A 22,051-nucleotide genomic window follows, 5' to 3' on the forward strand; every position below is an offset into this window, starting at 1 on the left:
GCCGGCAGGGACGAGGCAGCGTACGCGGCAAACGATCACCGCCCCGTCCCCACCGGATCGCTACTGCGGCCGGCACTACGCCGTCTGCACCGTCGGTGGGGGCACTGCGGGCAAGGCAGTGTCCCCATCGGCGCGCGGCGGCACGGTCCGCGGTGGACAAGCTTTCACGGCGCAGGGCTTCTGCGCTGATCAGAGCAAGTCGTCAGCAGGTCCGTCAACGGTGCGTTACATCTCGCCCTGAGGGTGGTTTCACCGGGGTGAAACGCTTCCCCAGGGGCGTGCGCAGACCGTGGACGGTACATATTTCAGGTGTCCTGACCTGCACATATGAGATCGCGGAGATGAGACGCCGAGCTGCCGTTCGGTGGTCTCTATCCGGATCTCACTCTTGGGTACCATAACGCCCCGTAAGGCGGGGCGTTATGGCCCGGTTTAGATCATTCACGCGGTACGGGTGCCGGTTTCCGGGCCTGGCGTACCACAGAGAGCGTTTTCAGAGCAGGGGCGAAGGCCTCTACCCAGGACCGTACGCGCCGGTAGGCGCGCGGCCCGGGTAGAGACCTTCGCCCCTGTTTTCGTCGTTGCCGCGCAGGTCAGTGCCGCTGCCCGCCCCCGGAGACGGCGGGCCCGGCATGCAGGTGCATGCCGGTCCCGCGGTCAGGGCCGGTACGGGCTGTCCCGCTCGGCGACGCGGGTGTGCCATCCCCGCGACATCACCCGACATCACCCCGGAAAGGTGAATCCGAGTGGAGGCCACCCTCAGGAGTGAGGTGTCCGCGGGGCAAGCCCGGGCAACGCCGCCACAGCGGCCATGGGGAACGGGCCGTCGGCGTCCGGCCCGAGCGCGTCGAGGTCCTCCAAGAGCATGTCGATCGCGGCCCGGTGCTCGGCGATCAGCCCACGAACCCGGCGGGCGTGCTGCTCGCGGTCGTAGTAGGACCGGATCCGGGCGAGCATCGTGGTGATGTTTCCGGCCAGCGCGGCCAGGCCGGTGTCGCCGGACTCGACGGCGGCAGCCAGAAGCTGGTCGAGGTTGGAGACCTCGGGCAGCGGCTGGCGGGGCCCGGCGAGAGCGGCGAGTTCGGCGTACGCGGTACTGATCGCGGTCTCGGCCCGCTCCCCGGGACCGGCGGCCGTGCTGGGCGCGGCCTGCACCGGGCCGCGGGTGATGAGTGCGAGGCCCGTGCCGGCCGTGTCCTCGGCGGCCGGTTCCTGCGGCTCGTCGGCGCCCGGCCCGGGTGCCGGGGGCGGGGTGGGACGCAGCTCGGGTACCGGGGGCGCGGTGGGGCGCGGGTGCCGCTGGTCGAAGATCGCGACGAGGCGGGCGGCGAGGTCACGCTCGTTCGACGCCAGCTCACTGATGACCTCGGTGACGGTGTGCAGGTCCGCGGCGATGTCGGCGGCGATCGCACGGACACGTTTGCCGGCGGAGAACATTTCCAGGATGGTCCGGTCGGTGTCGTCCATCCGCGCGGCGATGGCCTCGAGGGCGGGCTGCTGGGGCATGGCGGGTCTGGTCCTCTTCTGGAGGTCGGGCGCTGCGAAGTCTGATCGGGGCAGGGCCGGGGTGGCGGCGGCCGCGGCGCGAGAAGCTCACGGACGGCGGGCCTCACCCCGGTGCCGCCTCGAGGGCGGGCCGGCTGGTCTCTTCGATGTAGGCGTCCAGGCCGATCTGCACGATCCGTCGTGCTGCCCGGTCGTCGGCGAGCAGCAGCCTCGGCTGGGTCTCGCCCTCGAGGACGTCCGGGGCGTAGGCCGCGGCGCCCAGGGCGACGAGCCGGTTCGCGGTGCGCCAGGTGCTCTTCCACGGCTTGCTGCCGGGCCGCTGGCCGAGCGTGGTGGCGCGGAAGTCGTCCAGGAGCACACCGGCCGGGTGGGCGACCAGGCGGTGGGCCAGCCGGCGGGCGGCCGATCGCAGGGCGGTGGGCTGGAAACCGCGGCCGGTGAGGTGCCAGGCCCGGGAGCCCTCGCACCGGTACGCGGTGACGACCGGGTCGCACCGGCGGTTCTCGGCGGCGGCCTGGCGCGCGGCGGCGGTCTCCGAGGAGTACCGCGGCCGCGCGCAGGGGCAGGTCTTCTTCCCGGTCCAGGTCAATGGCCGGGCCGCTGCGGGTTGTAGCCGCTGATGCTGTGGCCGGGTTCCTGGACCCGGTCGGTGAGGCGGCGCAGGGTGCCGGCGAGGCGTGCCGGGTCTTCGCCCTGGAGGCCGGCCAGTTTCGTCTCGGTGAGATCCACGACCTCGGTACGCACGTCCGCGGGAAGCGGTGCGCAGACCGTGGTGGCGAACGGGTTGCCGTCGGCGCCTTCCGGGTCGTGCGGGCAGTTGACGTGCTCACCGGCGGGCGTGGCTTGGTGGACGCGTTCCCAGACGCGTCCGCGGTCCTGGGTGGAGACCAGGACGACCTTGCGGGGTTCCTCGGTGAGCTGGCAGCCGTTGATCAGCAGGCGCTTGTGCAGGCACCCCCGGTCCGAGCAGGGGACCTCGACGTCGTTGCCGGTGAGCTGCCAGGCCCCGGCGCGGACGTAGACGGCGTACCAGTCGTGGGCGGGCTCGCCGGAGGCGTCGTACGCGTCCGGGTCGGATTCGCGGAACCCGCCGCACGTGCAGCCGGCGTCCGGGCAGACGTGGCCGCGGCGGCCTTCGGCGAGGCGCTGCCGGTCGGCGTAGTGCGGCATGCGGCCGGCGACCATCGGGCAGGCGCGGGAGGCGTAGACGGCGCAGGGCGGGCAGAGCGGCGGTTCGTCGAAGCGCCCGGATTCGAGTTGGCGGGGGCCGCCGAAGAGGACGACGAGCGGGCCGGCCGGCTGGCCGCAGGTCTGGCAGAGGCCCTCGACCCAGCAGCGTTCATAGGTGGGCTGGTGGGGTGTGCGGAAGTCGACGCCGCCGTCGGCGAGGCGGATGTTGACGAACGGTGCGGCCAGGCCGCCCACGACGGGGCGGCTGGCGCACGATGCCGGGATCGGCGGGGTGATGCTGTCGGTCACGCGTGCGCCTCCTGGTAGAGCGTGTCGGCGAGGCCCTCCGGGATGGTGGCCCAAGGCTTGATCGCGTCGAGGACGGTCTGCGGGTCCTGGATCTCGCGGTATTCGGTGCCGATCCACACGAGCTCGGCGGCTGGGTCGTCGGCGAGGCGGCGGCGGTCCCAGGCCTGGGCGAAGAAGGTGGCCTGCGGGACGTCCCAGCCGACGATGATTTCGATGCCGTCGGTGTCGGCGGGCACGGTGTGCCGGCTCATGCCGCGGCTACCCGGGCCGCGGCCTGGTGGATGGCCTGCATATACGGCCGGTCGAGTTCCTGGACCTCGGGAGTGAGCTGGTCGAACAGGATGAGGTCGGGGTGGTCGGGCCGGGTGCTGATGCGCCAGAGTGCCCAGGCGTCGTGGACGTGTTCGAGGGTGGTGTCCTGGCCGTGGGTGAGGGCGAGCAGGGCGTAGAAGCCGATGAGGTGGGTGTCGCAGTCGGGAAGCTGGGTGGTGAGGTCGCGGGTGATCTGCTGGACGTAGTTGAGTCCGGTCGGCGTGGTGGCGGTCTGAGTGCTGGTGTTCATGCGGTGGGCCGGTCCTTCCGGGTGATGGTGTCGTAGAGGTCGCGGATCCAGCGGCAGTCGCCGAGGGCGGTGTGCCGGTCGTAGCGTTGCGGGTCGACGCCGCAGGCGAGGGAGATCTGGTCGGACTTGGCCGGTTCGGGCAGCGGGCGTCCGGTGCCGTAGAGCCAGCCCTTCGCCATGGTCGGCACGTCCTCGAGGCGGTAGTGCCAGGAGGGGCAGATGCCGTTGGCGCGCATGCGGGTGGCGAGCATGTCGGCGTCGAAGGCGGGGTTGGAGCCGAGGAGGGTGGCGCCGCGGGTCAGGCCTTCGAGCAGGTGGAGGACGTCGGTTTCCCGGCGGACCCGGGTGGCGTGGCGGTTGGGGTCGTAGGGGGTGTATGCGGAGTGGCGGTCGTAGTACCGGCCGAACTGGAGGCTGGCGGGGTCGGCGTTGCCGAGGTCGAGGTCGCGTGGGTCGACGAACCAGCAGTACTCGGTGTCGGTGCCGTCCGGTTCCCGGAGGATGGCTGCGATCTCCCAGGGTCGGCGGTCCGGGCCCAGGCTGGTCGTTTCGGTGTCGAGGAAGACGAGGGGGCGGGTCATGCGAGTACGCCGGCGCGGGTCGCTGCGGTGATCCAGGTGGGCCATTCGTCGGCCATGGCGTCGGCGAACTGCAGGTCGGTGATGGTGGCGGGCTGGGGGAAGGTCTTGGTGTCGACGTTGTCGACCAGGCGCAGGTCGGCGCGCATGTCGTCGAGCTGGGCGAGGTAGGGGACGTCTCGGATGGCCAGGATTTTGAGGAAGACGGGGTAGCGGGAGAGTTCGGCGACGGCGCGGGTGGCGGTCTGTTTGTTGTTGGGGTCGCCGTCGGTGACGATCGCGGCGAGTAGCGGCTGGTCGGTGTCGGCGGCGAGGGTCTGGACGGTGTGCAGGGCTGCGGTGAGGTTGGTGGAGCCCATGCCCTGGGGGTGCCAGATCTCGCGGTCGACGACGCCGGGGTAGGTGTGGACGGTGGTGGCGACGTCCGGGCGGACGTGGGTGTCGAAGGGGATGACGGGGACGAGGCCGTCGACGTCGACCTGCATGGCGAAGGCGAGGACGCGTTCGACGAGGGTCTGGACGTGGCCGTGCCGGTAGTCGGTGTGCATGCTGGCGGAGTGGTCGAGGACGAGGACGACCTGGGCGCGGATGCCGGCGAGGCCGCGTTTCTGCAGGGCGATGCCGGCTGTGTCGGCGCGTTTGGCGAGGTCGATGTGGCCGTCGCGGCGGAGTTTGGTGAGGTCGACGGCGGGGGTCCCGGCGCGGTCCTTGATCAGGGTGACGGTGTGGGCGGGCGTGAGCGGGCTGGTGCCGGCGCTGGTGGTGAGGTGTTTGAGGCGGTCGAGCAGTCCCATGGCGGGCCTTTCTGCTGGTGGTGCGGGAAGGACGGGGTGTCCGGGGCGGGGGCCGGTTCGGGCTGTCGAACCGGCCCGGCCCCGGTGGGCTGTCCGAAGGTCAGCGGATCTGGTAGGCGCTGACGAGGCACGCCAGTTCCTCGGTGAAGCCGTCGCCGATGGCCCGGAAGCTCCAGGAGGTGCCGCGGCGGTAGAGCTTGCCGAAGACCAGGGAGTTGACGCCCTGGCCCGTGTCTTCGGTGAGGTCGTAGCGGGCCAGTTCGGTGCCGGTGGCCTCGTCGAGGATCCGGATGTAGGCGTTCTCGACGAGGCCGAAGTTCTGGCCGCCGCGGGCGCGGGCTTCGTGGATGGTGACGGCGACGACCAGTTCGTGGATGTGGGCGGGGAGCTGGTCGAGGTTGACGAGGATCTGCTCGTCGTCGCCTTGGCCGGCACCGGTGAGGTTGTCGCCGTGGTGCTTGATCAGGCCGTGCGGGGAGGCCGGGTTGTTGTAGAAGACGAACCAGTCGGCGCCGACGCTCATGCTGTCGGTGCCGAGGGCGATGAGGGAGGAGTCGAGGTCGTAGGGTTCGCCGGTGGTGCGGCGGACGTCCCAGCCGAGGCCGATGCGGGCGATGGCGAGGGTGCCGCCGGCCTGTTTGGTGAGGTCGACTTTGCCGCCTTTGGACAGGTTCACGGACATGCGGTTCTCCTGGTGTGGTGTGGCGGTGATGACCAGCCCGGTCGGGGTGGTCGCGAGGTGCAGGCCCGTCTGCTGGAGCCAGGTGTGCAGCGGGGTTCCGGCGAGCGGGGTCAGTTCGTGGGTGTCGGCGAACCCGTGGGCATTGGTGGCGTGGGTGAGTCCGGCGGTGACGACGGCGTGGCCGTTCCACCGGCCGACCAGCAGCCAGTCGCCGGGGTCGGTGGCGGACAGGACTGCGCCCCAGTGGTTGGCGAGCTGGGCGGGGATGTACTGGTCGCGGCCGGCGAGGTGGTCGGTGGCACGGGCGCCGCTGGCGGTCAGGTACTGGTGGAGCAGGTGCCAGGTGCGGTTGGTGACGGTGATCGTGTGGGCTGGCAGGTCGGTGGGGGTGAGGCCGAGGTCGGCGCGGTGGGCGGGTGTCCAGCGGGTGACCACGGCCTGGCCCCCCTTTTCTTGTCAGTTGGTGGTGCGGGGTTTGGTCGGGTGGGCGGTCCAGGTGTCGCCGTCCGGGATGTGGGCGAGCGCGTCGGTGAACGCGCCGCCGGGGTCGCCGTAGGAGCTGGTCGCTTCGGTGAGGCAGGAGCAGGTCCAGGCGTACATCTGCGGGTGCCAGCCGCTGGGGCCGATCGTGATGGCGTGGAGTTCGGTACGGGTGCCGGGTGCGGGCAGGATCGCCTTGATCTCCAGGCCGTCGCCGATGCCGGTCTTGCGGCAGCCGGTCGCTTCGGCGGCGTCGGCGATGACGCGCATGATCGCGGTGACGAGCGGGAGCGGGAGCATCGGCCCGAGCGTGGCGATGAGCGCGTAGCCGTGGTCGTCGGTGTGGGGCATCAGCCGCCGCCGAGCGGGCCGCGCCAGCGTTGGATCATGTCGCCCATCGACTCGTACGGCTCGTCGTCGGGTGCGGCGTCCGGGACAGGCTGCGCGGCGGTCGGGTTCTGGTCGTCGTCCGGGTGGCCCTGGGGTTGCCGGTCCGGGGCGGTGTCGTGGCCGTTGGTCACGGGGCGCCGTCCTCGGTGCCGCTGGCGGTGGTGACCGGGGCGGGGATGAGTGTGCGGGCCAGAGCGAGCGCGGCGGTCCAGTCGTGCCGGGCGTCGTCGAAGCGGTCGTGGACGAACACGCCGCCCGGGTGGGACTTCTCGTATGCGTCGTTGTCGTGCATGTCGTCGCCGACGTGGTCGAGCATCTCGGCCAGGGCTGCGGCGACGGTCGGGTCCATCAGGGCGATGTACTCGGCGTCCTGCGGGCGCCAGCAGCCTCCATATTTCTTGGTGGGGCCGACGACGTTGTTGCTGAGCGTGGCCCCGATGACCTCGCTGCCGGGCGGGTGCGCCTCGGCGTAGACCGCGCTGGTGACGTGGGACCGAGGTGACCAGACCGGGGAGGCGTTCCACGGGCCGGGGGTGGCGCGTTCGGCGTGGACGCGCAGCAGTTTCGCGGCGGCGTGGACCTCGCCGGCGGGGGTCTGGTCGGGGCCGTGCTGGGTGTGGGTGTCGGTCACGGCTGGGTGGTGTCCTTCTCGGTGAGCTGGTGGAAGAGGCCTTCGAGGTGGGCCCAGAGGGCGGGTTCGCCGTGTTGGTCGAGGATCCCGGCGGCGATCCAGGTCGCGCTGGCGCTGGTGCGGCGGTCGGTGGCGGGCAGCCAGCTCGCGTCGAGTTTCTCGGCCATGGCGTCGTAGGTGACGGTGCGGCCGGTGGCTGGGTCGCGGACCAGGTAGAAGCCGTGGACGGTCCGGGTGTGGTCCAGGGCGGGCGGCGGGTCGGGCCGGTCGGTGAGCAGCGGGCCGAGCGCGGTACGGAAGGCGTCGTACTCGGCGGCGCCCAGGGCGAGGACGCCGGCGCAGCCGAGGTGCTGGCCGCCGGTGGCGGCGAACAGCCGGAAGTGGACGTGGGCGGGGGTGCGCTGGTCGACGGCGATCCCGAACCTGATCGGGCCGGTGGCGGTCACCGGTACATCCCGTCGGCGGGAACGTCACGTTTGATCTGTTCCCAGTCGACCGGCGTGAGGCCGGCGGTGGTGGTGAGCTGGTTCGTGACCTGGCGGATGCCCTCGAGGCGGCCGTTGCAGATCGCGTACATGAACCTGCTGGTGGTGCAGCGGGCGGCGATCAGGTTGAGCTTGTATTCGTTGCGGGCCCAGGCGAGCACCGCGGTGAGGTCCGGTGGCGGCGTGGGCGGGGTCTGGGTGGGGGGTTCCGGGCCGTCGTGCAGGCGGTTGATGATCGCCTGGACGCTGGTTTTGACCTCGGTGACCAGTGCGTCGGTCTTCTGCGGGTCGAGGTTGACGGCCTTGATGGTGACCGCCTTGCGGAGCCGGGCGAGGACGGTGGAGACGGTGCCGGTCATCGGGTGGTGTTCCCGGCCTCGAGGTGCTGGCGGGCGGTGGCGAGCAGGAGGTCGGCGTGGTCGCGGATCGCGTGGAGCAGGGCGTATCCGAGGTCGACGGCCTGTTCGTGCTGGGTGTCGGTGACCGCGCCGTCCTCGTTGAGGTCGTCCTCGAGGGTGCCCTCGGCTCCGGAGAGGACGGCTTTGAGCGCGTACGTCTCGACGGCGTCGTCGACGGGGAGGTCGGGCTGCGCGGCCGGGTGGCCGGCAGCGGTCTCGGGCTGCGGGCCGGGGCGGTCGTCGAGGACCTGGGCGATCGTGCTGGTGGGGGCGTAGAGGGTGATGTTGACGGTGCCGCGGTCGCAGGGCGGGTCGTCGAGCCAGTTCAGTTCGTCCCAGGTGCGCGGCCCGGTGCCGTCGTCGGCGCCGATCTCCCACCAGGCGCCGTTATCGGAGAGGCCCGGCAGGGGCCAGGCCCAGCCGAAAACGCGGGCGCTTTCCTCGGTGAGGTCGGAGCGGACGTAGACGCGGGTGCTGTCGACGTGGTTCTTGTGGCCGCCGGTGTGCTCGACGATGGCGAGGGTGCCATCGACCGGTGCGCCGGCCAGCGGTGGGAGCAGGTCGCGGATGCGGTCGAGGGCGGTCTCGTTGTTGGGGCGGGCGTTCTGCCAGGCGGTGGGCAGGTTCCCGCCGGCGAGCAGGTGACGGTCGAGAGTCTGGAAGTCGGCGGCGAGGTCGTGGAGGACCTCGGTGATCTGCTGCTCGTCGAGGTGGCCGGTCTCCTGGTTGACGCCTTGGAGGATGAGGACGCGGGTGGTGTCGATGTCGTCGGGTGCGCGGGTCACGGGTGGTTCCTTCCGGTGTGGCGGTCAGTGGGTGAGGGCGAGCCAGGCGTCGGCGGCGGCGAAGACGAACAGGCCGGAGGCGGCGATCGCGGCGGCGTGGGTGGCGTAGAGGGCCAGGGTGAGGCGCATGGTCGGTGGTCTTTCTAGGTCTGGGTGTTGTGCTGGCGGTATTGGAAGATGACGCGGTAGGGGATGCGGCCTCGGGCGGGGCAGTAGATGCCGCGGCCGGCGGCCCAGGCGCGGATCTTGGGTGCCTCGGCTGCGGTGGCGGAGATGTTGGCGGGGAGGCTGTTGCGTTTCGGGGTGCGGGCGGGGCGGGCGGTGTTGAGCTTCTGGTCGATTTCGGCGAGGCGGTGGCGCAGTAGGCGGGCTTCTTCGTGGAGGAGTTCGCGGATGCGCCAGGCGGTGACGATGTTGGTGGCTTTGTTGCGGTTGCCGGACGTGTGCCTGGTGATGGCGGTGTGGACGTCGGTGGTGGTGGCGCGGACGGCGACGGCGATGGTGCGGAGGTCTTCGCCGGCGGCGAAGTGGGCGAGGATTTTGGCTTCTTGGAGGGTGAGGTCCGCGGCGATCGCGTCGATGGCGTCGGTCACCGGACGGCCTTGGCGCCGGTGGGGCGGGTGATGGCGCGGCACCAGCAGGCGGGGAGCGGGCAGCCGTGGCGGTAGTGGAGCTCGTCGGCGAGTTCGGCCAGGTCGAGGCACAGGACGCCGCGGGTGCAGGCGACGTAGAACAGTTCGCCGGGAGGCTGACGGTAGAGGGCCTCGGAGTACGGGGAGGGGATGAGGCGGCGCTGGGCCGGTCCGGGCTGGGCGGTGAGCGCGGTGTTGCAGCCGTCGCAGCGCACGGGGGTGGCGGTGCGCTCGTCGAGGAGCGGGTGTCCGTGGGAGTCGGTCGGGAACAGGTACACCGGGTCCTCCGGGTGGCCGGGCCGTGGGGTGCCGTAGGCCCTGGTGTGGGCCTACGGCGCGGGTTGGTTAGAACAGGTCGGGGGCGGTGCCTGCGCCGATGAGGGCGAGCGGGTCGGCCTGCCGAGTAATCGACTGGCGTGGGGTCGGCTGTGGGGTGGTCTTGGCGATCAGGTCGGGGATCGGGTGGTTGTTGCGTAGGCACCAGTCGCGGACCTGGGAGCAGCCGGCGGCGTTGAGGCGGGTGCCGATGGTGCGGTGGGTGATGCGGCCGCGGGTGTCGGCGGTGGCGGAGCGGACGAGGTCGCCCCAGTGGTTGCGGGCGTAGGCCTGGATGGTGCCCATGGCGGCGTCGCGTCCGAGGAGGACGACGAGGGTGCCGCGCAGGATGGCCTTGAGGGCGGCGCGGGCGGCGGTGTCGCTGATGGTGCGCATGGTGATCGGGTGCTCCCTGCTGCGATAGGGATCTTGTCTCTGGAGGCCGCTGGTGGTCGGGTGTCCGGCCCGATGTGCTGCGGCGATGAGAGGAACGGTATTCGACCCAAAAGAGTCACGCAACAAGAGATGTCGTGATTCAGCATTTCCGGTAGCGTGGTGTTCGGCCCGGCCGGACACCGGGCCGAACGACATCCCGGAAGGACACCGGATGCCCACCACCACCGCCAGGCCGGCGCGACTTCGCAGCACGCTGACCCCCCTGGACCCCGCACTGACCGTCAAGGCCCCACGCCAGACCGAGGCCGGGCTGACCGGCCTGGAGACGTGGGAGGCCACCAGCGCCGACCACCAGTGGCACTACATCCGCGACGACGGCGGCTCCACCCCCTGGACCGCCCTGTACAAGCCACTCGGCATCGGCCGCGACCACCTCAGCCTCGCCGCCGCCCGCGCCTGGAGTTTCCACACCCGCGCCGCCCTGGCCGACCTGCGCGCCGAAGCCCAGCAGACCGTCGACCGCCACGGCGCCCGGACCGGTGTCACCACCCTGGTCCCCGGGCCCGGCGGGATGCTGCGCCGCGTCGAGGAGGACCCGGTCGTGGTCGCGGCCCGGCTCGTCGCCGCCCAGCGGACCGTGCAGCTGCTCGACGCCGCGCTCGCCGACGGGGCACCGCAGTGACCGCCCGGCGCCGCCACGGCCATGGCCGAGGACGTGCGGGTGCCGTTGTGAGCAGTCTGCTCGCCCACCCGGTGCTGGTCGTCGAGTCGCTCGGCGGCCTGTACCTGGGTCTCTGCCTGATCGCTCTCGGGCTGGTGGTCCGCCGGTGACCGTCCTCATCCTGCTGCTGGCCCTGACCGCCACGGTCTTCGCGATCTCCGGCTGGGCCGGCCTCGGCCGTTGCCGCCGCTGTTACACGCTCTGCGCGCCCTGGTCCACGACGTGTTCGGCCCACCGGGAGCACGGTCCATGACCAGCGCTGCGGGTGGCCAGGGTTACCTGGTCACCCGTCACACCGACTACGCCGACTTCGACGACGTCGTGGTCACCCGGCGCCTCGCGAAGGCCGGTTACTCCGATGGGCAGATCGCCGACCCGGCCACGAGCGAAAGGCTGAACGCCGATGACCACCAGCTACGAGGTCCCTGACGGGCCGAAGATGTTACGCGAGACGCTGTCCGTGGCGCAGGCCTGCATCGGCGGCTCCGACCTGGGCCAGCAACACAAAGAGATCCACATCGCCCGGCTCGGCCGGCTGATCGACGAATGCGACCGGCACCGGCCGCTCGGACCAGACGGCAAGCACCGCGACCTCCACACGGGCACCTGCGGATGCCAGGACGTCCCGGCCAGCGAGAACCACCTGGCCACCAGTGAGGAAGTAACCCTCATCGCCGCGGCGGTGGCCTGGGCTGAGGCTGACGGGGCCGGCGACCGCGGCTCCCGGGTTGCCGCCGAGAACCGGCTCCACTTCGCCGTCGACGCTCTGACCCGGAAGGCCTGACATCTCGTGGGTAACCGTCTTTCCGTCCCCGTACGGAACAACCCGCTGACCGGCATGCCCCCGGCCCGGATCCAGCGCCGCCGCACCGCCGGGTGGCGGATGCCCGAGGGCGCCGTCTACGTCGGCCGGCCCACCAAGTTCGGCAACCCGTTCCGGGTCGGCGTCGACTTCTGCGGCCCGACGATCCAGTGCCTGTGGACCCCCGCCGAGGTGGTCCGGAAGTTCCGCTCCTGGATCGACGCCGACGAGCTCCACCCGATGTTCTGGGACGCCGAGCTGATCCAGGCGCACACCGTGATGAAGGCGGCCCTGCGGACCCGTGTCCTCGCCAGCCGTGACCTGGCGTGCTGGTGCCCGCTCGACCAGCCATGCCACGCCGACGTCCTGCTCGAGCTGGCCAACATGGCGGTGAGCGCCTGATGAGCAAGCGCCCGCCCCGCGTCATCACGATCGCCGAGATCGAGCGCTACTTCCCGCTCGCCGACGCCAGCTACTGGTTCGGCGACCGCTGGTGCCCCGCCGTGCACGAGCGCAAGGACGGCGGCTACGCCATCCGCGTCCGCACCATGCAGCGCCACTCGGGCAGCAGCTCGACCCTCAACTTCGACTACTTCGAGCTCGACGCCGACGGCGTCATCACCACCGCGCCGCGCGGCTTCGCCCGCGACTTCAAGCCCGGCCAGGTCACCGACATCAAGACCCAGGTCGAGCGGTTCGCGACGCCCGACCCGAACGCGAGGCGGATCGCATGAGCGACGTCCGCTTCGGCATCAAGGTCTTCAGCGACAACGGCCACCACGTCCACTTCCGGCTCTTCGCCGCGACCGGCGGCCAGCACCTCGGCGGCAGCGGTCAGCTCACCATGACCACCACCGAGTACGCCCGCTTCCGTGAGCTCCTCGCGCCGGCGCTCACCGACCGGCCCGACCCGGCGCCCGCGGCCAACCCGGTCATGGGCGTCTGCGGCGAGGACGGCCGGTGCCGCTCCTGCATGGCCCTCGACGTCCACGGCTCGGGCTGCGGCTCGACCTACCCCCAGGCGGTGACCTTCTGATGACCAGCCCGATCACCGGCTACGCCGTCGTCCTGACCTATAGCGACGGCAGCGGCATCCTCGGCGCCTTCGGCCCCTACCCGACCGAGCCGGCCGCCAAGGACGGCCGCACCGCACTCGGCCAGATGCCGCTCGCCGACGGCGACCTCAAGGTCGTCCCGCTCTTCGGCGCACCGGGGCTCAAGCCGAGCCCCGGCTACCGGATCACAAACCACCCGGCGACCAGGGAGGCGTGAACTTCCGTGCGTACTCCTGACCTTCAGTACTTCAAGCGCGGCTGGTTCACCGTGCCGGCCGTCCAACTCACCCGGGACAACATCAACGCCGTCTTCGAGTGGGCCGACTCCAAGCCGTTCATCGAGCCGGACAAGTCCTGCTCCGGTCTGACCGTCTTCGAGCCCACTGGCCGGAACAAGGCCAACTTCGGCGACTGGATCTACCGGACACCCAGCGGTGACTTCCGGGCACGTGAGGACGCCGAGTTCCGCAACCTGTTCCAGCCCGCTGACCAGGACGTCATGGATGTCCGTCCGTATCCGCCGGAGGTGTCTGGTGCCTAGCGTCCGTTGCGCTAACCGGAAACTGCGCCAGTGGGAGCGGTATCTGCGGCGCTACCGGAAGTTCTTCGGTGATCAGGCCGTCCGCTCACAGCGCGGCCACTACCGGGCATGGGAAGCGCTGGCTGCCGCCCGTCGTCGTCAGGTGGGAGGTGAGCGGCGTGGCTAGCCGCTGGAAGACGTACCTGCTGACCTTCCGATGGACTCAGTTCCGCCTGTGTCATGAGACGAAAGATGGTGCGTACCAGTCGATCAGGATCACTCAGATCGTCGGCGGTAAGTGGTGGTCGCTGAGCCTGACGCGCACCGGCCCGGCACGAATGTCCGACCCCATAGAAGTCACGCCGGATCAGCTCGACCGAGCAATGGTCGCCTATCGGCGTGGTGCGCAGATGGACACGTGGGAGCAGTGCATCACCCACGATGCCGACCGGACGCTCTCTGGCCTCCGGGCTGCCCTCACGGAGATCGGCTTCAACGTGCTGCGCAGAGATACCGGTTCACAGCCATCGGTCGGCGAACCGTGAGCCGCGCGATGCGTGACGCCACCTGTGTTTTCTGCGCCATCATCGCCGGCGAAGCACCCGCCATCATGATCCGCTCGTGGGACGACAGCATCGCCATCCGCCCCATCGGCGGCGTCCACCCGGGCCACACCCTGGTCATCCCGCGTACCCACGTCGCGGACGTCGGTGTGGACCCCGTCGTGTCGGCCTGGACGATGGCGCGCGCCGCCGAGCTCGCGGGCGAGCTGGACGCGGCGAACATCATCACGTCCCGGGGCGCCGCCGCTACCCAAACCGTTTTCCACCTCCATATCCACGTCGTACCGCGCAGCCACGGCGATGGCCTGCCGCTGCCGTGGACGCCACAGCAAACCGTCGGAGGTACGGCATGACCCTCAACCTCGTCTGGGCTCGCGAGCCCATCCCCGCGGGCGGCCCGTCGGTGTTCCTGGCCGGCCCGACCCCAAGGTCCGCGGCGGTGCCCTCCTGGCGGCCGGACGCGATCGCCGCGCTCGGCGACACCTGGACTGGCACGGAGCCGCTGACCGTCCTCGTCCCGGAGCCCCGGGACGGGCGGTGGGCCGTTGACTACCACGATCAGGTCGGGTGGGAGGTCGCCGGCCTGGACGCCGTTGGCGCGATCCTGTTCTGGATCCCGCGCGACCTCCAGTCGATGCCAGCCTTCACGACCAACGTCGAGTTCGGCCTGTACGTGGGCTCCGGCCGCGCTGTCCTCGGGTGCCCGCCGGACTGCCCGTCGCCGAAGGGTAACCGCTACCTGATCTGGACCGCCCGGCGGTTTGGAGTGCCGGTGTACGAGTCCCTCGACGGCACTGTGGCCGGCGCTTTGGCGCTGCTCGATCTGGTTACCGCGCAGGGTCTCTCGGGTGGCGAGTCGTGATGGCTGGCGTATTGACCCGGCCCGTGCCGACCCCGGCTCAGGTGATCATCCTCCGTGTGTGCAACGGCGAGCTGCGCGTCTTCGAGAAAATGAACCGCAAGACCGGAGATGCGGACACCCAGGCGTGCCTGGCCGCTGGCTGGCTCACCCCCGGCATTTGGCGATACGCGACCACCGGCGCTGGTGCCGCTGCTGCCGGGATCACGCACAGCATGAAGGCTTTCGCCGAGCGCACCGGGTTCCTCCCCGCGCCGCTCTTCACCAGCGAACTGCCGTTGGCGGGCACCCAGCTCAACCTCTTCGAGCCGGTTGGTGAGGAGGTCATCGGCGCGTGGGTTGGCATCAAGTGGGAGGAGGTGGTGGGTGGTGCCGAGAAACGCGGTGGTGACGGACCGGGTCGCTGAGATCGGACGGGGTGCGTTGAGCCCGCGGCAGGTTGAGGCGTTGCGGCTGGTCGCGGAGGGCCATACGGACGAGGAGATCGCGGTCTTGATGCGGATCAGTGAGACGACGGCGCGGGCGCGGCTGTTGGAGGCGCGGTTGAAGCTGGATGCGCGGAATCGGGCGCATCTGGTCGCGCGTGGGTATCAGGCCGGGTTGCTCGGCAGCGCCGGGTGACCGGGGTGTATCTGACGGTCGATGATGCGTTTTTCTTGCGTGCGGTGCAGGACGGGCGAGTCTACCTGTCAGAGGGTGGCCTCGTGATGCAGCGGGGGCTTCGCCACGGTGGGCAGAACAAGCGGGCCGGCCGTGCCCACCGCAAGGCGGTCAATGCCGGGTGGGTGGTCGGGGAGCCGGAGCCGGGGAGCAGGTTGTTTCGGTTGACGCCGGGTGGTGAGGCGGCGCTGGCCGCGAGGGATGCGACCGGCGCTGCGCCGGTGGAAGGGAGTGCACGAGTTGCGTAGTGAGGATCTGGTGCAGGAGCAGGTGGCTCCGGTGCCGAACGGGTCGCCGTCGGTGCAGTCGATGGTGCGCGAGGACCTGGTCGTGCGGGAGCGGTTGGGTGTTGAGCGGTACGGGACCACGTTGCAGCCGGGGAACGGGCGGGATGCGCTCCGGGATCTGTACGAGGAGTTGCTCGACGGTGCTTGTTATGTCCGGCAGGCGATCGAGGAACGGCCGCGGGAGGACGTCGACGTGGCGGTGGCTGAGGTGCGTGCCGGGCTGGAGACGGAGCTCCAGCGCAAGGATGCCCTGCTCGGGGAGATGCGCCGGCAGTTGGACGCCGCGGTCCGGGGCCGGGATCGGTATGTCGAGTCGCATCGCCGTCTGGAGCGGGTGGAGTGGGCTTTGGGTAGGGCGGGGACTGCGTTGGCCGGGTTGCCGCAGACGTGTCGGTATCACGGTGCTGAGTTCGGGGATACGAAGTTCGGGGAGCCGGCGTGTGAGTCGTGTCGGCTGCCGTATCGGGTGTCGGTGGCGTTGAAGGCGATCGGGGAGTTGGGCGTCGTGTAGTTGGTTGGTGGGGTGGTGGAGCAGGTCGTGTGCCCGGGTGGTGGGTGCGCGACCTGCTCTTTTCGTATCTTCCGGGCTAGTGACCGTTACGTGTTGTTGCGTGATTTTGGGCGGCCGGATATGTTTTTGGTGGTTGAACCCCTGACCTGACACGAGGTGATCATGGCCGCGACCGCGACCGCCGACCCGCGCCCACCAGGGCCGTCCTCTCCACCCCTGAGACAGCCACCCGCGAAGTTCGCCGCTCTGCTGAACCGGCCGGACGACTTGTACCGGGCGTTGACCACCGACGATGAGCAGTGGGATTCCGCTCGGTTCGCGGCGGAGTCCGGCCGGTCGACGGGCCGGTTCCGGGTGTGGGTCTCGGATTACTACAAATGGCGGGAGGCCGCCGATAGGGCACGCCGGCGGGGCCGGACTCCGCCGGTGCCGCACGATCGGGCCATCGTGGCGCCGGACGGCTATTTCGGCCGGGCGCCGTGGTGGTATGCCGGGCGGGCCCGGCAGTGGATGATGCGGGTCGGGCTGATGGACCGGCAGGGCCGGTCGGTCCGGCACAAGCCGGTGGGCCGGCGTAAGGGTGTCGGGGATGTGGCGCCGCGGCGCCGGCGGCGGCCGCCGATGCAGGACCAGGCGGTCGAGATCCTCGGTCAGGTCGAGGCGCTGATCGCGCAGGGTGCTTCCCTCGAGGAGGCCAAGGCGCAGGTGGCCCGGGACCGGGCGCTGTCGGTGCGGCAGGTGGCCCGGCGGGTGACTGCGGGGCGGAAGCTGCGTGATGAGGACGACCCGTGGGACCTGACCGGGCTGGGCGGGACGGCGCTGGCGGCTCAGGTCACAGCGTTGGCCAACACGCTGATGGCGGACGGCCGGCGCAAGAACATGTCCGGGGCGGCGTCGACGATTGCTGAGCGGACTGGGCTGGAGGTCGCGGAGGTCGAGCGGCTTCTCGGCGCGATGCCGTAGCCGGGATATGACGATCGGCCCGCGGTCTCCGGACTGAGGTGGACGCCTCATCGCGTTCGGAGTGCGGACCGATCTTGGTCGCCCTTGCAGGGGCGGCCTTCAGAGACAAGACCCAACTGTCGTGCTCACAACCCGAAAGATCATTCGCGCGAACGTTTGGAGACTTGCATGGGCGAGGCTATCAGCCGCCCGGCTGATGCGCACAACACGACGAGCCTGGAGCCTGGTGGCTGGTTGCGCCCCGTCGACGCGGTCGAGGTTCTGCCCGCTGACGCGTCGATCACGATGTACGAGACGTGGCGCGACGAACGACTCAACGGGATCGGCGGGTCGGACATCGCCGCGATCCTCGGCCTGGTCGGCTACGAGCGCGAGTACGGCGTCTGGCTGACAAAGATGGGCTACCGCGGACCGGTGGACGAGACGCCGATCATGACCAGGGGGCGGTACGCCGAGCTGATGCTCGGGCAGTGGTTCGCCGACAAGACCCGGATCGCCCTGCGGCGCACCGGGACGTGGGTCGTCGACGGTGCCGAGCACCTGCGGTGCAACCCGGACCGGTTCACCTCCGACGGCGGTGTCGCGGAGATGAAAGCACCGGACACCGACGACTGGGGCCAGGCCTGGAAACACGGCCCGGCGGTGCACGCGGTCACTCAGGTCAAGTGGTGCATGGCCGTCACCGGCGCCCCGCACGGCTACGTGATCGCCGACGGTGGCCGGCATGGCCTGCGGTGGTGGCGTATCGAGCGTGACGACGCGGAGCTGGACGCCATGGTCAAGACCGTGGACGACTGGTGGTGGTGGCACATCGAGTTGGGCCACGAGCCGGACGTCGACGGGTCGGAGGCGACGACGGAGGCGATCAAGGCGTCGAGTCTGCCGCCGGAGAAGCTGGACCAATTCGCGGAGGTGGCCGGTTCGGCGGAGTGGGCGCGACGGCGGCGCGAGCTGAAAGAACAGATCAAGGTGCTGACCGGCGAGTTGGACCTGGTCGAAAACAAGATCAAAGCCGCTCTACGTGGAGCGCTGACCCTGACCGACAACGCCCGGAAAATCCTCACGTGGGACTGGGCCGGCATGAACGGCAAGAAGCCGTACCGAGTGCTCAAGGAGCCAAAGCGATGACGACGACCGCAGACCGCCCCACCACTGTCACCGCTGCGGCCCGGCCGGTCGCCGACGACGCGTGGCTGTCCGGGGCACAGGAGCCGCCCGCCGACACCGACGGCCGCGCCCAGCGCGGCGGGCAGGCCGGGCCCCGGGGGCAGCGGGCCGCGGTACGCCCGCCGGCCCGTGACTCGTACAAGCTGCGGACCCGGGCACCGAAGGCCGGGTGTGTGTGGCCGCTGATCCTGCTGACCGGCAGCGAGTTCAGTGGCAAGACCACCGCGGTGGGGATCGCCGCGGCGTCCGGCCGGTTCGGGCGCACGTGGGTGCTGCCGTTCGGGGAGGACCCGGACCAGATCGCCGAGTACGACCCGCAGGCGCGGATCGTCGAACACGACGGCTCGCCGTACGAGTTCACCGCGGCGGTGGAGCAGATCGCGGCGGAGATCAACGCGCAGCCTCTGGTGGACGGCAAACCTCAGCTGGTCCTGGTCGACTCCGGCAGCGTCCTGTGGGACTTGTTCTCGGCGATCGCCGAAGCCCGCGCCCGGCGCGAGGACTCGACTGCTGCTGACCTGATGCGCAACCCATACGCCAGTGTGAACATCGGCCCGTTGAACTGGTCGGCGGTCAACAAGATGTGGCTTCGGATCATCCGCCAGCTCAAGAGCATGCAGGCGGTCGTGGTGATGACCGCCCGCGGTAAGGACGGGGTGATCGTCAACGCTCAGGGGCAGATCGACAACATGGCCGCCCGGCGCGGGGAGAAGACGTACCGGGTGGCGGTGCAGTCGGAGACGCCGTACGAGGCCCACGCGTTCGTGCGCCTCGACCGGGAGATCCCGCCCGCAGTCCTCGGCGTCCGGGTCGGCCGGCGCGGGCTGCGGCCCGGGATCGACGACCCGATCATCTGTGACGGCAAGCCGCGGATGCGTAACGGCAAGGAGATGACCTTCCCGCCGTTCAGCATCGAGTGGCTGGTGTTCGACCTGATGCGGTTCGACCCGGCCGGAGCACGAACGGCTGCGGTCACGGACCCGAAACCCGACCTCGACACGGCACCCGACGGGCAGCCGCCGGTCACGCCCGGGATCCCGAGCGCCGACGAGGCGCCGGGCCAGAGCCCCCCTGCCGAGACGGTGCCCACCGCCGGGCGCCAGGACCAGACCGAAACCAGCCACGCCTCCCAGTAGCCCGTTACGCACCGGGCCCGTCCTCGAGGACGGGCCCGCCCATCTCCGAAGACGATGGACGAAGCATGAAGAACCCGAACATCGAGATCATCGGACTTAAGGAGCCCCGCCAGTGACCACGATCGAGCCCGCCGGCCGCCGGTTCACCGACATGACGTTGGAGGCCCTGCTGCCTGTCCTCGCCGAGAAGGCGTCCGTCGTCGACGACATTGCCGATGACACGGCCGCAGGCCGTGCTCTCTACGACCTGATGAAGGACGACCTGCGCGTCAACGAGTTGGACAAGACCATCGGTGCTCTCGCCCTGCTGCTCATCCGGGCACACCGAGAGCAGGCGCCTCCGGGTGAGCGCGCACCGGCCGGTGCCGGGCAGGACGAGCCGCGGAAGCCGGTCGCGGTCTGGTATGTCAACAACTTCGACAACACCACCTACGACATCTTCGGCAGCGAGCCCGAGGCGGCGCTGAACGCGGCCGGGCTCGAACGCGACGGCGTCGTGCTGGGCGTCCAGTTCGCCGACGGACGGGCTGTGCCCGCCGGGGAGTGGCCCGCCCTCGAGGACGGCCGCCGCCGGCTCCGGGAGTTCGAGGCGGCGCGTGCTGCGGCCCGGCAGGTGCCGGCTGAGCAGCGGGTGGTGCGGGATCCGTTCCGTGGTGTCCAGGTGCACGTCGACGCGGACGAGCCCGGCTGGCTCGGCGGCCAGGAGCCGGTCGCGGGCTGAGGCCCGGCGCGGCGACATGTGAGGCCCTCACCCGTGCTGGGTGAGGGCCTCGGTCGTTGTGGGCCGATTCCGGGTCAGTCGGTGGGCGCGTCGCGCAGGAGTTCCTCGGCGACAGCCCTGCGGTCTTCCCAGGACAGTAGTTCGGTGCGGAGCGCTTCGCCGAGTTGGCGTCGTACGGCGGCGCGTTCTTCGGCGCGGTCGGCGGGGATGCGGCCGAGTTTGCGCATGGCGGACGCGGCGCGGGAGGTCGGCTGGCGGGGAACGGGTGGCTTGTTCGCCGCCGTTTCGGCAGTGCCGGTGGCACCTGATACGACCGTATCAGTCTCCCTGGCGGAAACAATCGCTCGGACTCGGGCGAGCTGTTCCTCACGGGGAAGGCAGTCCAGGCCGGTGCCCCTGATCTCGTGTACGGGGATGGCGTGTGTGCGGAGGAGCTGCTGGGCTTCAGGGTCCAGGCGTAGCAACATCGCCCGCTGGTTCACCCAGCCTCGGCTCATGGTGAGCCGGCGTGCCGCTTCGGACTGGTTGTTCCCGCATTCCTTCACGACCAGGGCGACCGCGTCGGCTTCCTCCATCGCGTTGTAGCCGGCGCGCTTGAGGTTTTCCTCGGCGGTGGCGGCTACCCAGGTGGCGCGGTCGGTGGCGAGTTCGTCCTTGACGCTGATGCCGAGGGGGCGGGCGAGGGCGTAGACGATGGCTCGGCGTTGGCCGCCGGTGACCTGCACGTAGGGGCAGGTGCCGATCTGGCTCTTGAACTCGGGGTAGATCTTGAGGAAGGCGTCGCGGGTCGCAACGGTGGAGTCCTCGATCTGGCCGCGTTCTTCGATCGACGCCTTGAGTTCCTTGAACTGCCGGGAGTCGGGGTTGATGACCCGGGAGTTGAGCGGGTTGGGGGCCACCTGTTCAGCGGGCACCTTGTCGGGGTGCCGCGCGGCGAACTGGGGTGCCCGTTCTTCGTTGAAGGCGGGTTCGTCGGCGAGTTCGGAGAGGTCGACGCGTTTCCCCACGGTCAGGCCTCCTTCGCGGTGCTGCGGGTGCCGCCGTAGCCGAGCTCGAGGGCGAGCAGGAGGAAGTCCTCGCGGGCCTCGGCGGCGACGCGGTTGCGGGGGTACTGGGTGACGACCTGTCCTTCGGCGCTCGCCCGGGTATGGATCTTGTAGCGGCGGACGACGGTCTTGCAGGCCGGCCAGCCCTGTTTGGCGATGTACTGGGCGGTCTGCTGGAGGTCGACGGTTCCGTCGCGAGGGTCCCAGTTGTTGACGACGACGCGGTAGGACAGATCGAGCGGCTTGATGACCTTGTTGATGGTCAGCCGGGTCGGCTCGTAGGAGAGCGCCGCGGGCTGCATGGGTATGACGACGTCGTCGCACTGGTCGAGAGAAGCACGCAGGATGTGCGCGTTCTCCAGACTGCCGGGGGTGTCGACGAAGATGTGCTCGTAGCCGAGGCCGCGCAGCTTCTCCAGGTCGCTGGGACGGTCGACTTGGGTGAAGTCGAAGGGCAGCCCACCGCGCTCGCCGACGCGGTTGGCCCACCAGACCGAGGAAGCCTGGGGGTCAGTGGAAGCGACCATGACGGGGCTGTGGCCGGCGCTCTGGTCCTGCTGCTTCTCCAAGGGGCTGTTGGAGTCGGTGAGGACAGAGTGGGTGATCGCGGCGAGATTGACCGAGATGGTCGTCTTGCCTTCGCCGCCCTTCTGGTTGGCTATCACATGGATCTTCGTCGCCATGGTGTCTCCTCCGTGTGCTTCCCGAGGGGTCCCGGTACTTCGGTACGGGACATCGTAGAGGTGTGTTGACCTGCGTGGATGATCGGCACACCGGAGATTTCGCCTGGTGCGTGATCGGAAACGGCCGGGTCCACACCGGCTGTCCGATGAGTTCGGTGCCGGCGGGTGTTCGTCCTCGAGGCGCGGCGCGTCCGGCATGTCGCACATTGCGACTTCTTCCGGGGGACCCATCCCGGGGCATATG

Annotated in this window: 38 protein-coding genes; 19 read left to right on the forward strand and 19 right to left on the reverse strand. The window is 70.3% G+C overall.

The features are described 5' to 3' along the window. Positions 1–759 precede the first annotated feature (759 nt). The 17 genes from QSK32_RS42795 to QSK32_RS42875 all read right to left on the reverse strand — a co-directional run bounded on the left by QSK32_RS42795 (position 760) and on the right by QSK32_RS42875 (position 10,113). Positions 760–1,506 (reverse strand): hypothetical protein, encoded by a 747-nt coding sequence (locus QSK32_RS42795; RefSeq protein ID WP_285475242.1) that lies wholly within the window; start codon positions 1,504–1,506, stop codon positions 760–762. A 103-nt stretch (positions 1,507–1,609) separates the two neighbouring features. After that, entirely contained in the window at positions 1,610–2,095 is a 486-nt protein-coding gene (locus QSK32_RS42800; RefSeq protein ID WP_285475243.1) for a hypothetical protein, read from the reverse strand. Then, positions 2,092–2,985, reverse strand: a complete 894-nt coding sequence (locus QSK32_RS42805) for a hypothetical protein (RefSeq protein ID WP_285475244.1) — start codon at positions 2,983–2,985, stop codon at positions 2,092–2,094. Before QSK32_RS42805 ends, QSK32_RS42800 begins: the two co-directional genes overlap by 4 nt. After that, on the reverse strand, positions 2,982–3,236 hold the full coding sequence (locus tag QSK32_RS42810) for a hypothetical protein (protein ID WP_285475245.1): 255 nt from the start codon (positions 3,234–3,236) through the stop codon (positions 2,982–2,984). Before QSK32_RS42810 ends, QSK32_RS42805 begins: the two co-directional genes overlap by 4 nt. Further along, positions 3,233–3,547, reverse strand: a complete 315-nt coding sequence (locus QSK32_RS42815; RefSeq protein WP_285475246.1) for a DUF7701 domain-containing protein — start codon at positions 3,545–3,547, stop codon at positions 3,233–3,235. Before QSK32_RS42815 ends, QSK32_RS42810 begins: the two co-directional genes overlap by 4 nt. Beyond that, positions 3,544–4,128: a 3'-5' exonuclease gene (locus QSK32_RS42820; protein ID WP_285475247.1), complete on the reverse strand. Its 585-nt coding sequence runs from the start codon at positions 4,126–4,128 to the stop codon at positions 3,544–3,546. The genes QSK32_RS42815 and QSK32_RS42820 overlap by 4 nt, the downstream gene beginning before the upstream one ends. Continuing rightward, on the reverse strand, positions 4,125–4,919 hold the full coding sequence (locus QSK32_RS42825; protein WP_285475248.1) for a VWA domain-containing protein: 795 nt from the start codon (positions 4,917–4,919) through the stop codon (positions 4,125–4,127). Before QSK32_RS42825 ends, QSK32_RS42820 begins: the two co-directional genes overlap by 4 nt. Before the next feature lie 100 nt (positions 4,920–5,019). Beyond that, the gene (locus QSK32_RS42830) at positions 5,020–6,036 is read right to left on the reverse strand and encodes a TerD family protein (RefSeq protein ID WP_285475249.1); all 1,017 of its coding nucleotides are present in this window, start codon (positions 6,034–6,036) and stop codon (positions 5,020–5,022) included. A 21-nt stretch (positions 6,037–6,057) separates the two neighbouring features. Then, the gene (locus QSK32_RS42835; protein ID WP_285475250.1) at positions 6,058–6,432 is read right to left on the reverse strand and encodes a hypothetical protein; all 375 of its coding nucleotides are present in this window, start codon (positions 6,430–6,432) and stop codon (positions 6,058–6,060) included. Beyond that, positions 6,432–6,602 (reverse strand): hypothetical protein, encoded by a 171-nt coding sequence (locus tag QSK32_RS42840; RefSeq protein ID WP_285475251.1) that lies wholly within the window; start codon positions 6,600–6,602, stop codon positions 6,432–6,434. Before QSK32_RS42840 ends, QSK32_RS42835 begins: the two co-directional genes overlap by 1 nt. Further along, the gene (locus tag QSK32_RS42845; RefSeq protein WP_285475252.1) at positions 6,599–7,102 is read right to left on the reverse strand and encodes a hypothetical protein; all 504 of its coding nucleotides are present in this window, start codon (positions 7,100–7,102) and stop codon (positions 6,599–6,601) included. Before QSK32_RS42845 ends, QSK32_RS42840 begins: the two co-directional genes overlap by 4 nt. Then, positions 7,099–7,548: a hypothetical protein gene (locus QSK32_RS42850; protein WP_285475253.1), complete on the reverse strand. Its 450-nt coding sequence runs from the start codon at positions 7,546–7,548 to the stop codon at positions 7,099–7,101. The genes QSK32_RS42845 and QSK32_RS42850 overlap by 4 nt, the downstream gene beginning before the upstream one ends. Further along, positions 7,545–7,946 carry a hypothetical protein gene (locus QSK32_RS42855; protein ID WP_285475254.1) on the reverse strand — a complete coding sequence of 134 codons (402 nt, stop codon included), beginning with the start codon at positions 7,944–7,946 and terminating at the stop codon, positions 7,545–7,547. The genes QSK32_RS42850 and QSK32_RS42855 overlap by 4 nt, the downstream gene beginning before the upstream one ends. Then, on the reverse strand, positions 7,943–8,770 hold the full coding sequence (locus tag QSK32_RS42860) for a hypothetical protein (protein WP_285475255.1): 828 nt from the start codon (positions 8,768–8,770) through the stop codon (positions 7,943–7,945). Before QSK32_RS42860 ends, QSK32_RS42855 begins: the two co-directional genes overlap by 4 nt. A 143-nt stretch (positions 8,771–8,913) precedes the next feature. Next, positions 8,914–9,363, reverse strand: coding sequence for an Lsr2 family DNA-binding protein (locus QSK32_RS42865; RefSeq protein ID WP_285475256.1), 450 nt, complete (start codon positions 9,361–9,363; stop codon positions 8,914–8,916). Continuing rightward, positions 9,360–9,680 carry a hypothetical protein gene (locus QSK32_RS42870; RefSeq protein ID WP_285475257.1) on the reverse strand — a complete coding sequence of 107 codons (321 nt, stop codon included), beginning with the start codon at positions 9,678–9,680 and terminating at the stop codon, positions 9,360–9,362. Before QSK32_RS42870 ends, QSK32_RS42865 begins: the two co-directional genes overlap by 4 nt. 67 nt (positions 9,681–9,747) lie before the next feature. Continuing rightward, entirely contained in the window at positions 9,748–10,113 is a 366-nt protein-coding gene (locus QSK32_RS42875) for a hypothetical protein (protein ID WP_285475258.1), read from the reverse strand. Positions 10,114–10,324: 211 nt separating this feature from the next. Between QSK32_RS42875 and QSK32_RS42880 the strand changes: the two genes are divergently transcribed. The 19 genes from QSK32_RS42880 (at position 10,325) to QSK32_RS42970 (ending at position 20,078) form a co-directional block, all read left to right on the forward strand. Then, positions 10,325–10,795 carry a hypothetical protein gene (locus tag QSK32_RS42880; protein ID WP_285475259.1) on the forward strand — a complete coding sequence of 157 codons (471 nt, stop codon included), beginning with the start codon at positions 10,325–10,327 and terminating at the stop codon, positions 10,793–10,795. A 145-nt stretch (positions 10,796–10,940) separates the two neighbouring features. Further along, the gene (locus tag QSK32_RS42885) at positions 10,941–11,087 is read left to right on the forward strand and encodes a hypothetical protein (RefSeq protein WP_285475260.1); all 147 of its coding nucleotides are present in this window, start codon (positions 10,941–10,943) and stop codon (positions 11,085–11,087) included. Continuing rightward, a complete protein-coding gene (locus QSK32_RS42890; RefSeq protein WP_285475261.1) occupies positions 11,084–11,263 on the forward strand; it encodes a hypothetical protein in 180 nt (59 codons plus the stop codon). The genes QSK32_RS42885 and QSK32_RS42890 overlap by 4 nt, the downstream gene beginning before the upstream one ends. Further along, positions 11,238–11,618, forward strand: a complete 381-nt coding sequence (locus tag QSK32_RS42895; protein ID WP_285475262.1) for a hypothetical protein — start codon at positions 11,238–11,240, stop codon at positions 11,616–11,618. Before QSK32_RS42890 ends, QSK32_RS42895 begins: the two co-directional genes overlap by 26 nt. 54 nt (positions 11,619–11,672) lie before the next feature. Continuing rightward, a complete protein-coding gene (locus QSK32_RS42900) occupies positions 11,673–12,038 on the forward strand; it encodes a DUF4326 domain-containing protein (RefSeq protein ID WP_285475295.1) in 366 nt (121 codons plus the stop codon). Further along, positions 12,038–12,370 carry a hypothetical protein gene (locus QSK32_RS42905; protein ID WP_285475263.1) on the forward strand — a complete coding sequence of 111 codons (333 nt, stop codon included), beginning with the start codon at positions 12,038–12,040 and terminating at the stop codon, positions 12,368–12,370. The genes QSK32_RS42900 and QSK32_RS42905 overlap by 1 nt, the downstream gene beginning before the upstream one ends. Continuing rightward, entirely contained in the window at positions 12,367–12,672 is a 306-nt protein-coding gene (locus QSK32_RS42910) for a hypothetical protein (RefSeq protein WP_285475264.1), read from the forward strand. Before QSK32_RS42905 ends, QSK32_RS42910 begins: the two co-directional genes overlap by 4 nt. Beyond that, complete coding sequence (locus QSK32_RS42915) at positions 12,672–12,908, forward strand: hypothetical protein (RefSeq protein ID WP_285475265.1); 237 nt, start codon at positions 12,672–12,674, stop codon at positions 12,906–12,908. The genes QSK32_RS42910 and QSK32_RS42915 overlap by 1 nt, the downstream gene beginning before the upstream one ends. A 6-nt stretch (positions 12,909–12,914) precedes the next feature. Then, entirely contained in the window at positions 12,915–13,232 is a 318-nt protein-coding gene (locus QSK32_RS42920; RefSeq protein ID WP_285475266.1) for a hypothetical protein, read from the forward strand. 158 nt (positions 13,233–13,390) lie between these two features. Continuing rightward, a complete protein-coding gene (locus QSK32_RS42925) occupies positions 13,391–13,756 on the forward strand; it encodes a hypothetical protein (RefSeq protein WP_285475267.1) in 366 nt (121 codons plus the stop codon). A gap of 8 nt (positions 13,757–13,764) precedes the next feature. Further along, the gene (locus QSK32_RS42930; RefSeq protein ID WP_285475268.1) at positions 13,765–14,127 is read left to right on the forward strand and encodes an HIT family protein; all 363 of its coding nucleotides are present in this window, start codon (positions 13,765–13,767) and stop codon (positions 14,125–14,127) included. Then, entirely contained in the window at positions 14,124–14,636 is a 513-nt protein-coding gene (locus tag QSK32_RS42935; protein ID WP_285475269.1) for a nucleoside 2-deoxyribosyltransferase domain-containing protein, read from the forward strand. Before QSK32_RS42930 ends, QSK32_RS42935 begins: the two co-directional genes overlap by 4 nt. Next, on the forward strand, positions 14,636–15,040 hold the full coding sequence (locus tag QSK32_RS42940; RefSeq protein WP_285475270.1) for a hypothetical protein: 405 nt from the start codon (positions 14,636–14,638) through the stop codon (positions 15,038–15,040). Before QSK32_RS42935 ends, QSK32_RS42940 begins: the two co-directional genes overlap by 1 nt. After that, the gene (locus QSK32_RS42945; protein ID WP_285475271.1) at positions 15,021–15,254 is read left to right on the forward strand and encodes a response regulator transcription factor; all 234 of its coding nucleotides are present in this window, start codon (positions 15,021–15,023) and stop codon (positions 15,252–15,254) included. Before QSK32_RS42940 ends, QSK32_RS42945 begins: the two co-directional genes overlap by 20 nt. A 279-nt stretch (positions 15,255–15,533) precedes the next feature. Next, positions 15,534–16,091: a hypothetical protein gene (locus tag QSK32_RS42950; protein WP_285475272.1), complete on the forward strand. Its 558-nt coding sequence runs from the start codon at positions 15,534–15,536 to the stop codon at positions 16,089–16,091. A 162-nt stretch (positions 16,092–16,253) separates the two neighbouring features. Continuing rightward, on the forward strand, positions 16,254–17,054 hold the full coding sequence (locus QSK32_RS42955; RefSeq protein WP_285475273.1) for a hypothetical protein: 801 nt from the start codon (positions 16,254–16,256) through the stop codon (positions 17,052–17,054). Between the two features lie 168 nt (positions 17,055–17,222). Beyond that, a complete protein-coding gene (locus tag QSK32_RS42960) occupies positions 17,223–18,182 on the forward strand; it encodes a YqaJ viral recombinase family protein (RefSeq protein WP_285475274.1) in 960 nt (319 codons plus the stop codon). Continuing rightward, a complete protein-coding gene (locus QSK32_RS42965) occupies positions 18,179–19,357 on the forward strand; it encodes a DEAD/DEAH box helicase family protein (RefSeq protein ID WP_285475275.1) in 1,179 nt (392 codons plus the stop codon). The genes QSK32_RS42960 and QSK32_RS42965 overlap by 4 nt, the downstream gene beginning before the upstream one ends. 112 nt (positions 19,358–19,469) lie before the next feature. Next, positions 19,470–20,078 carry a hypothetical protein gene (locus QSK32_RS42970; protein ID WP_285475276.1) on the forward strand — a complete coding sequence of 203 codons (609 nt, stop codon included), beginning with the start codon at positions 19,470–19,472 and terminating at the stop codon, positions 20,076–20,078. Between the two features lie 74 nt (positions 20,079–20,152). On the opposite strand, the gene QSK32_RS42975 is transcribed toward QSK32_RS42970, so the two are convergent. Together QSK32_RS42975 and QSK32_RS42980 are read right to left on the reverse strand one after the other, a co-directional pair. Then, entirely contained in the window at positions 20,153–21,085 is a 933-nt protein-coding gene (locus tag QSK32_RS42975; RefSeq protein ID WP_285475277.1) for a ParB/RepB/Spo0J family partition protein, read from the reverse strand. Positions 21,086–21,087: 2 nt separating this feature from the next. Continuing rightward, positions 21,088–21,807 (reverse strand): nucleotide-binding protein, encoded by a 720-nt coding sequence (locus QSK32_RS42980; RefSeq protein WP_285475278.1) that lies wholly within the window; start codon positions 21,805–21,807, stop codon positions 21,088–21,090. Between the last annotated feature and the right edge of the window lie 244 nt (positions 21,808–22,051).

Source organism: Actinoplanes sp. NBRC 101535, from assembly GCF_030269225.1.
Taxonomy (GTDB): domain Bacteria; phylum Actinomycetota; class Actinomycetes; order Mycobacteriales; family Micromonosporaceae; genus Actinoplanes; species Actinoplanes rectilineatus.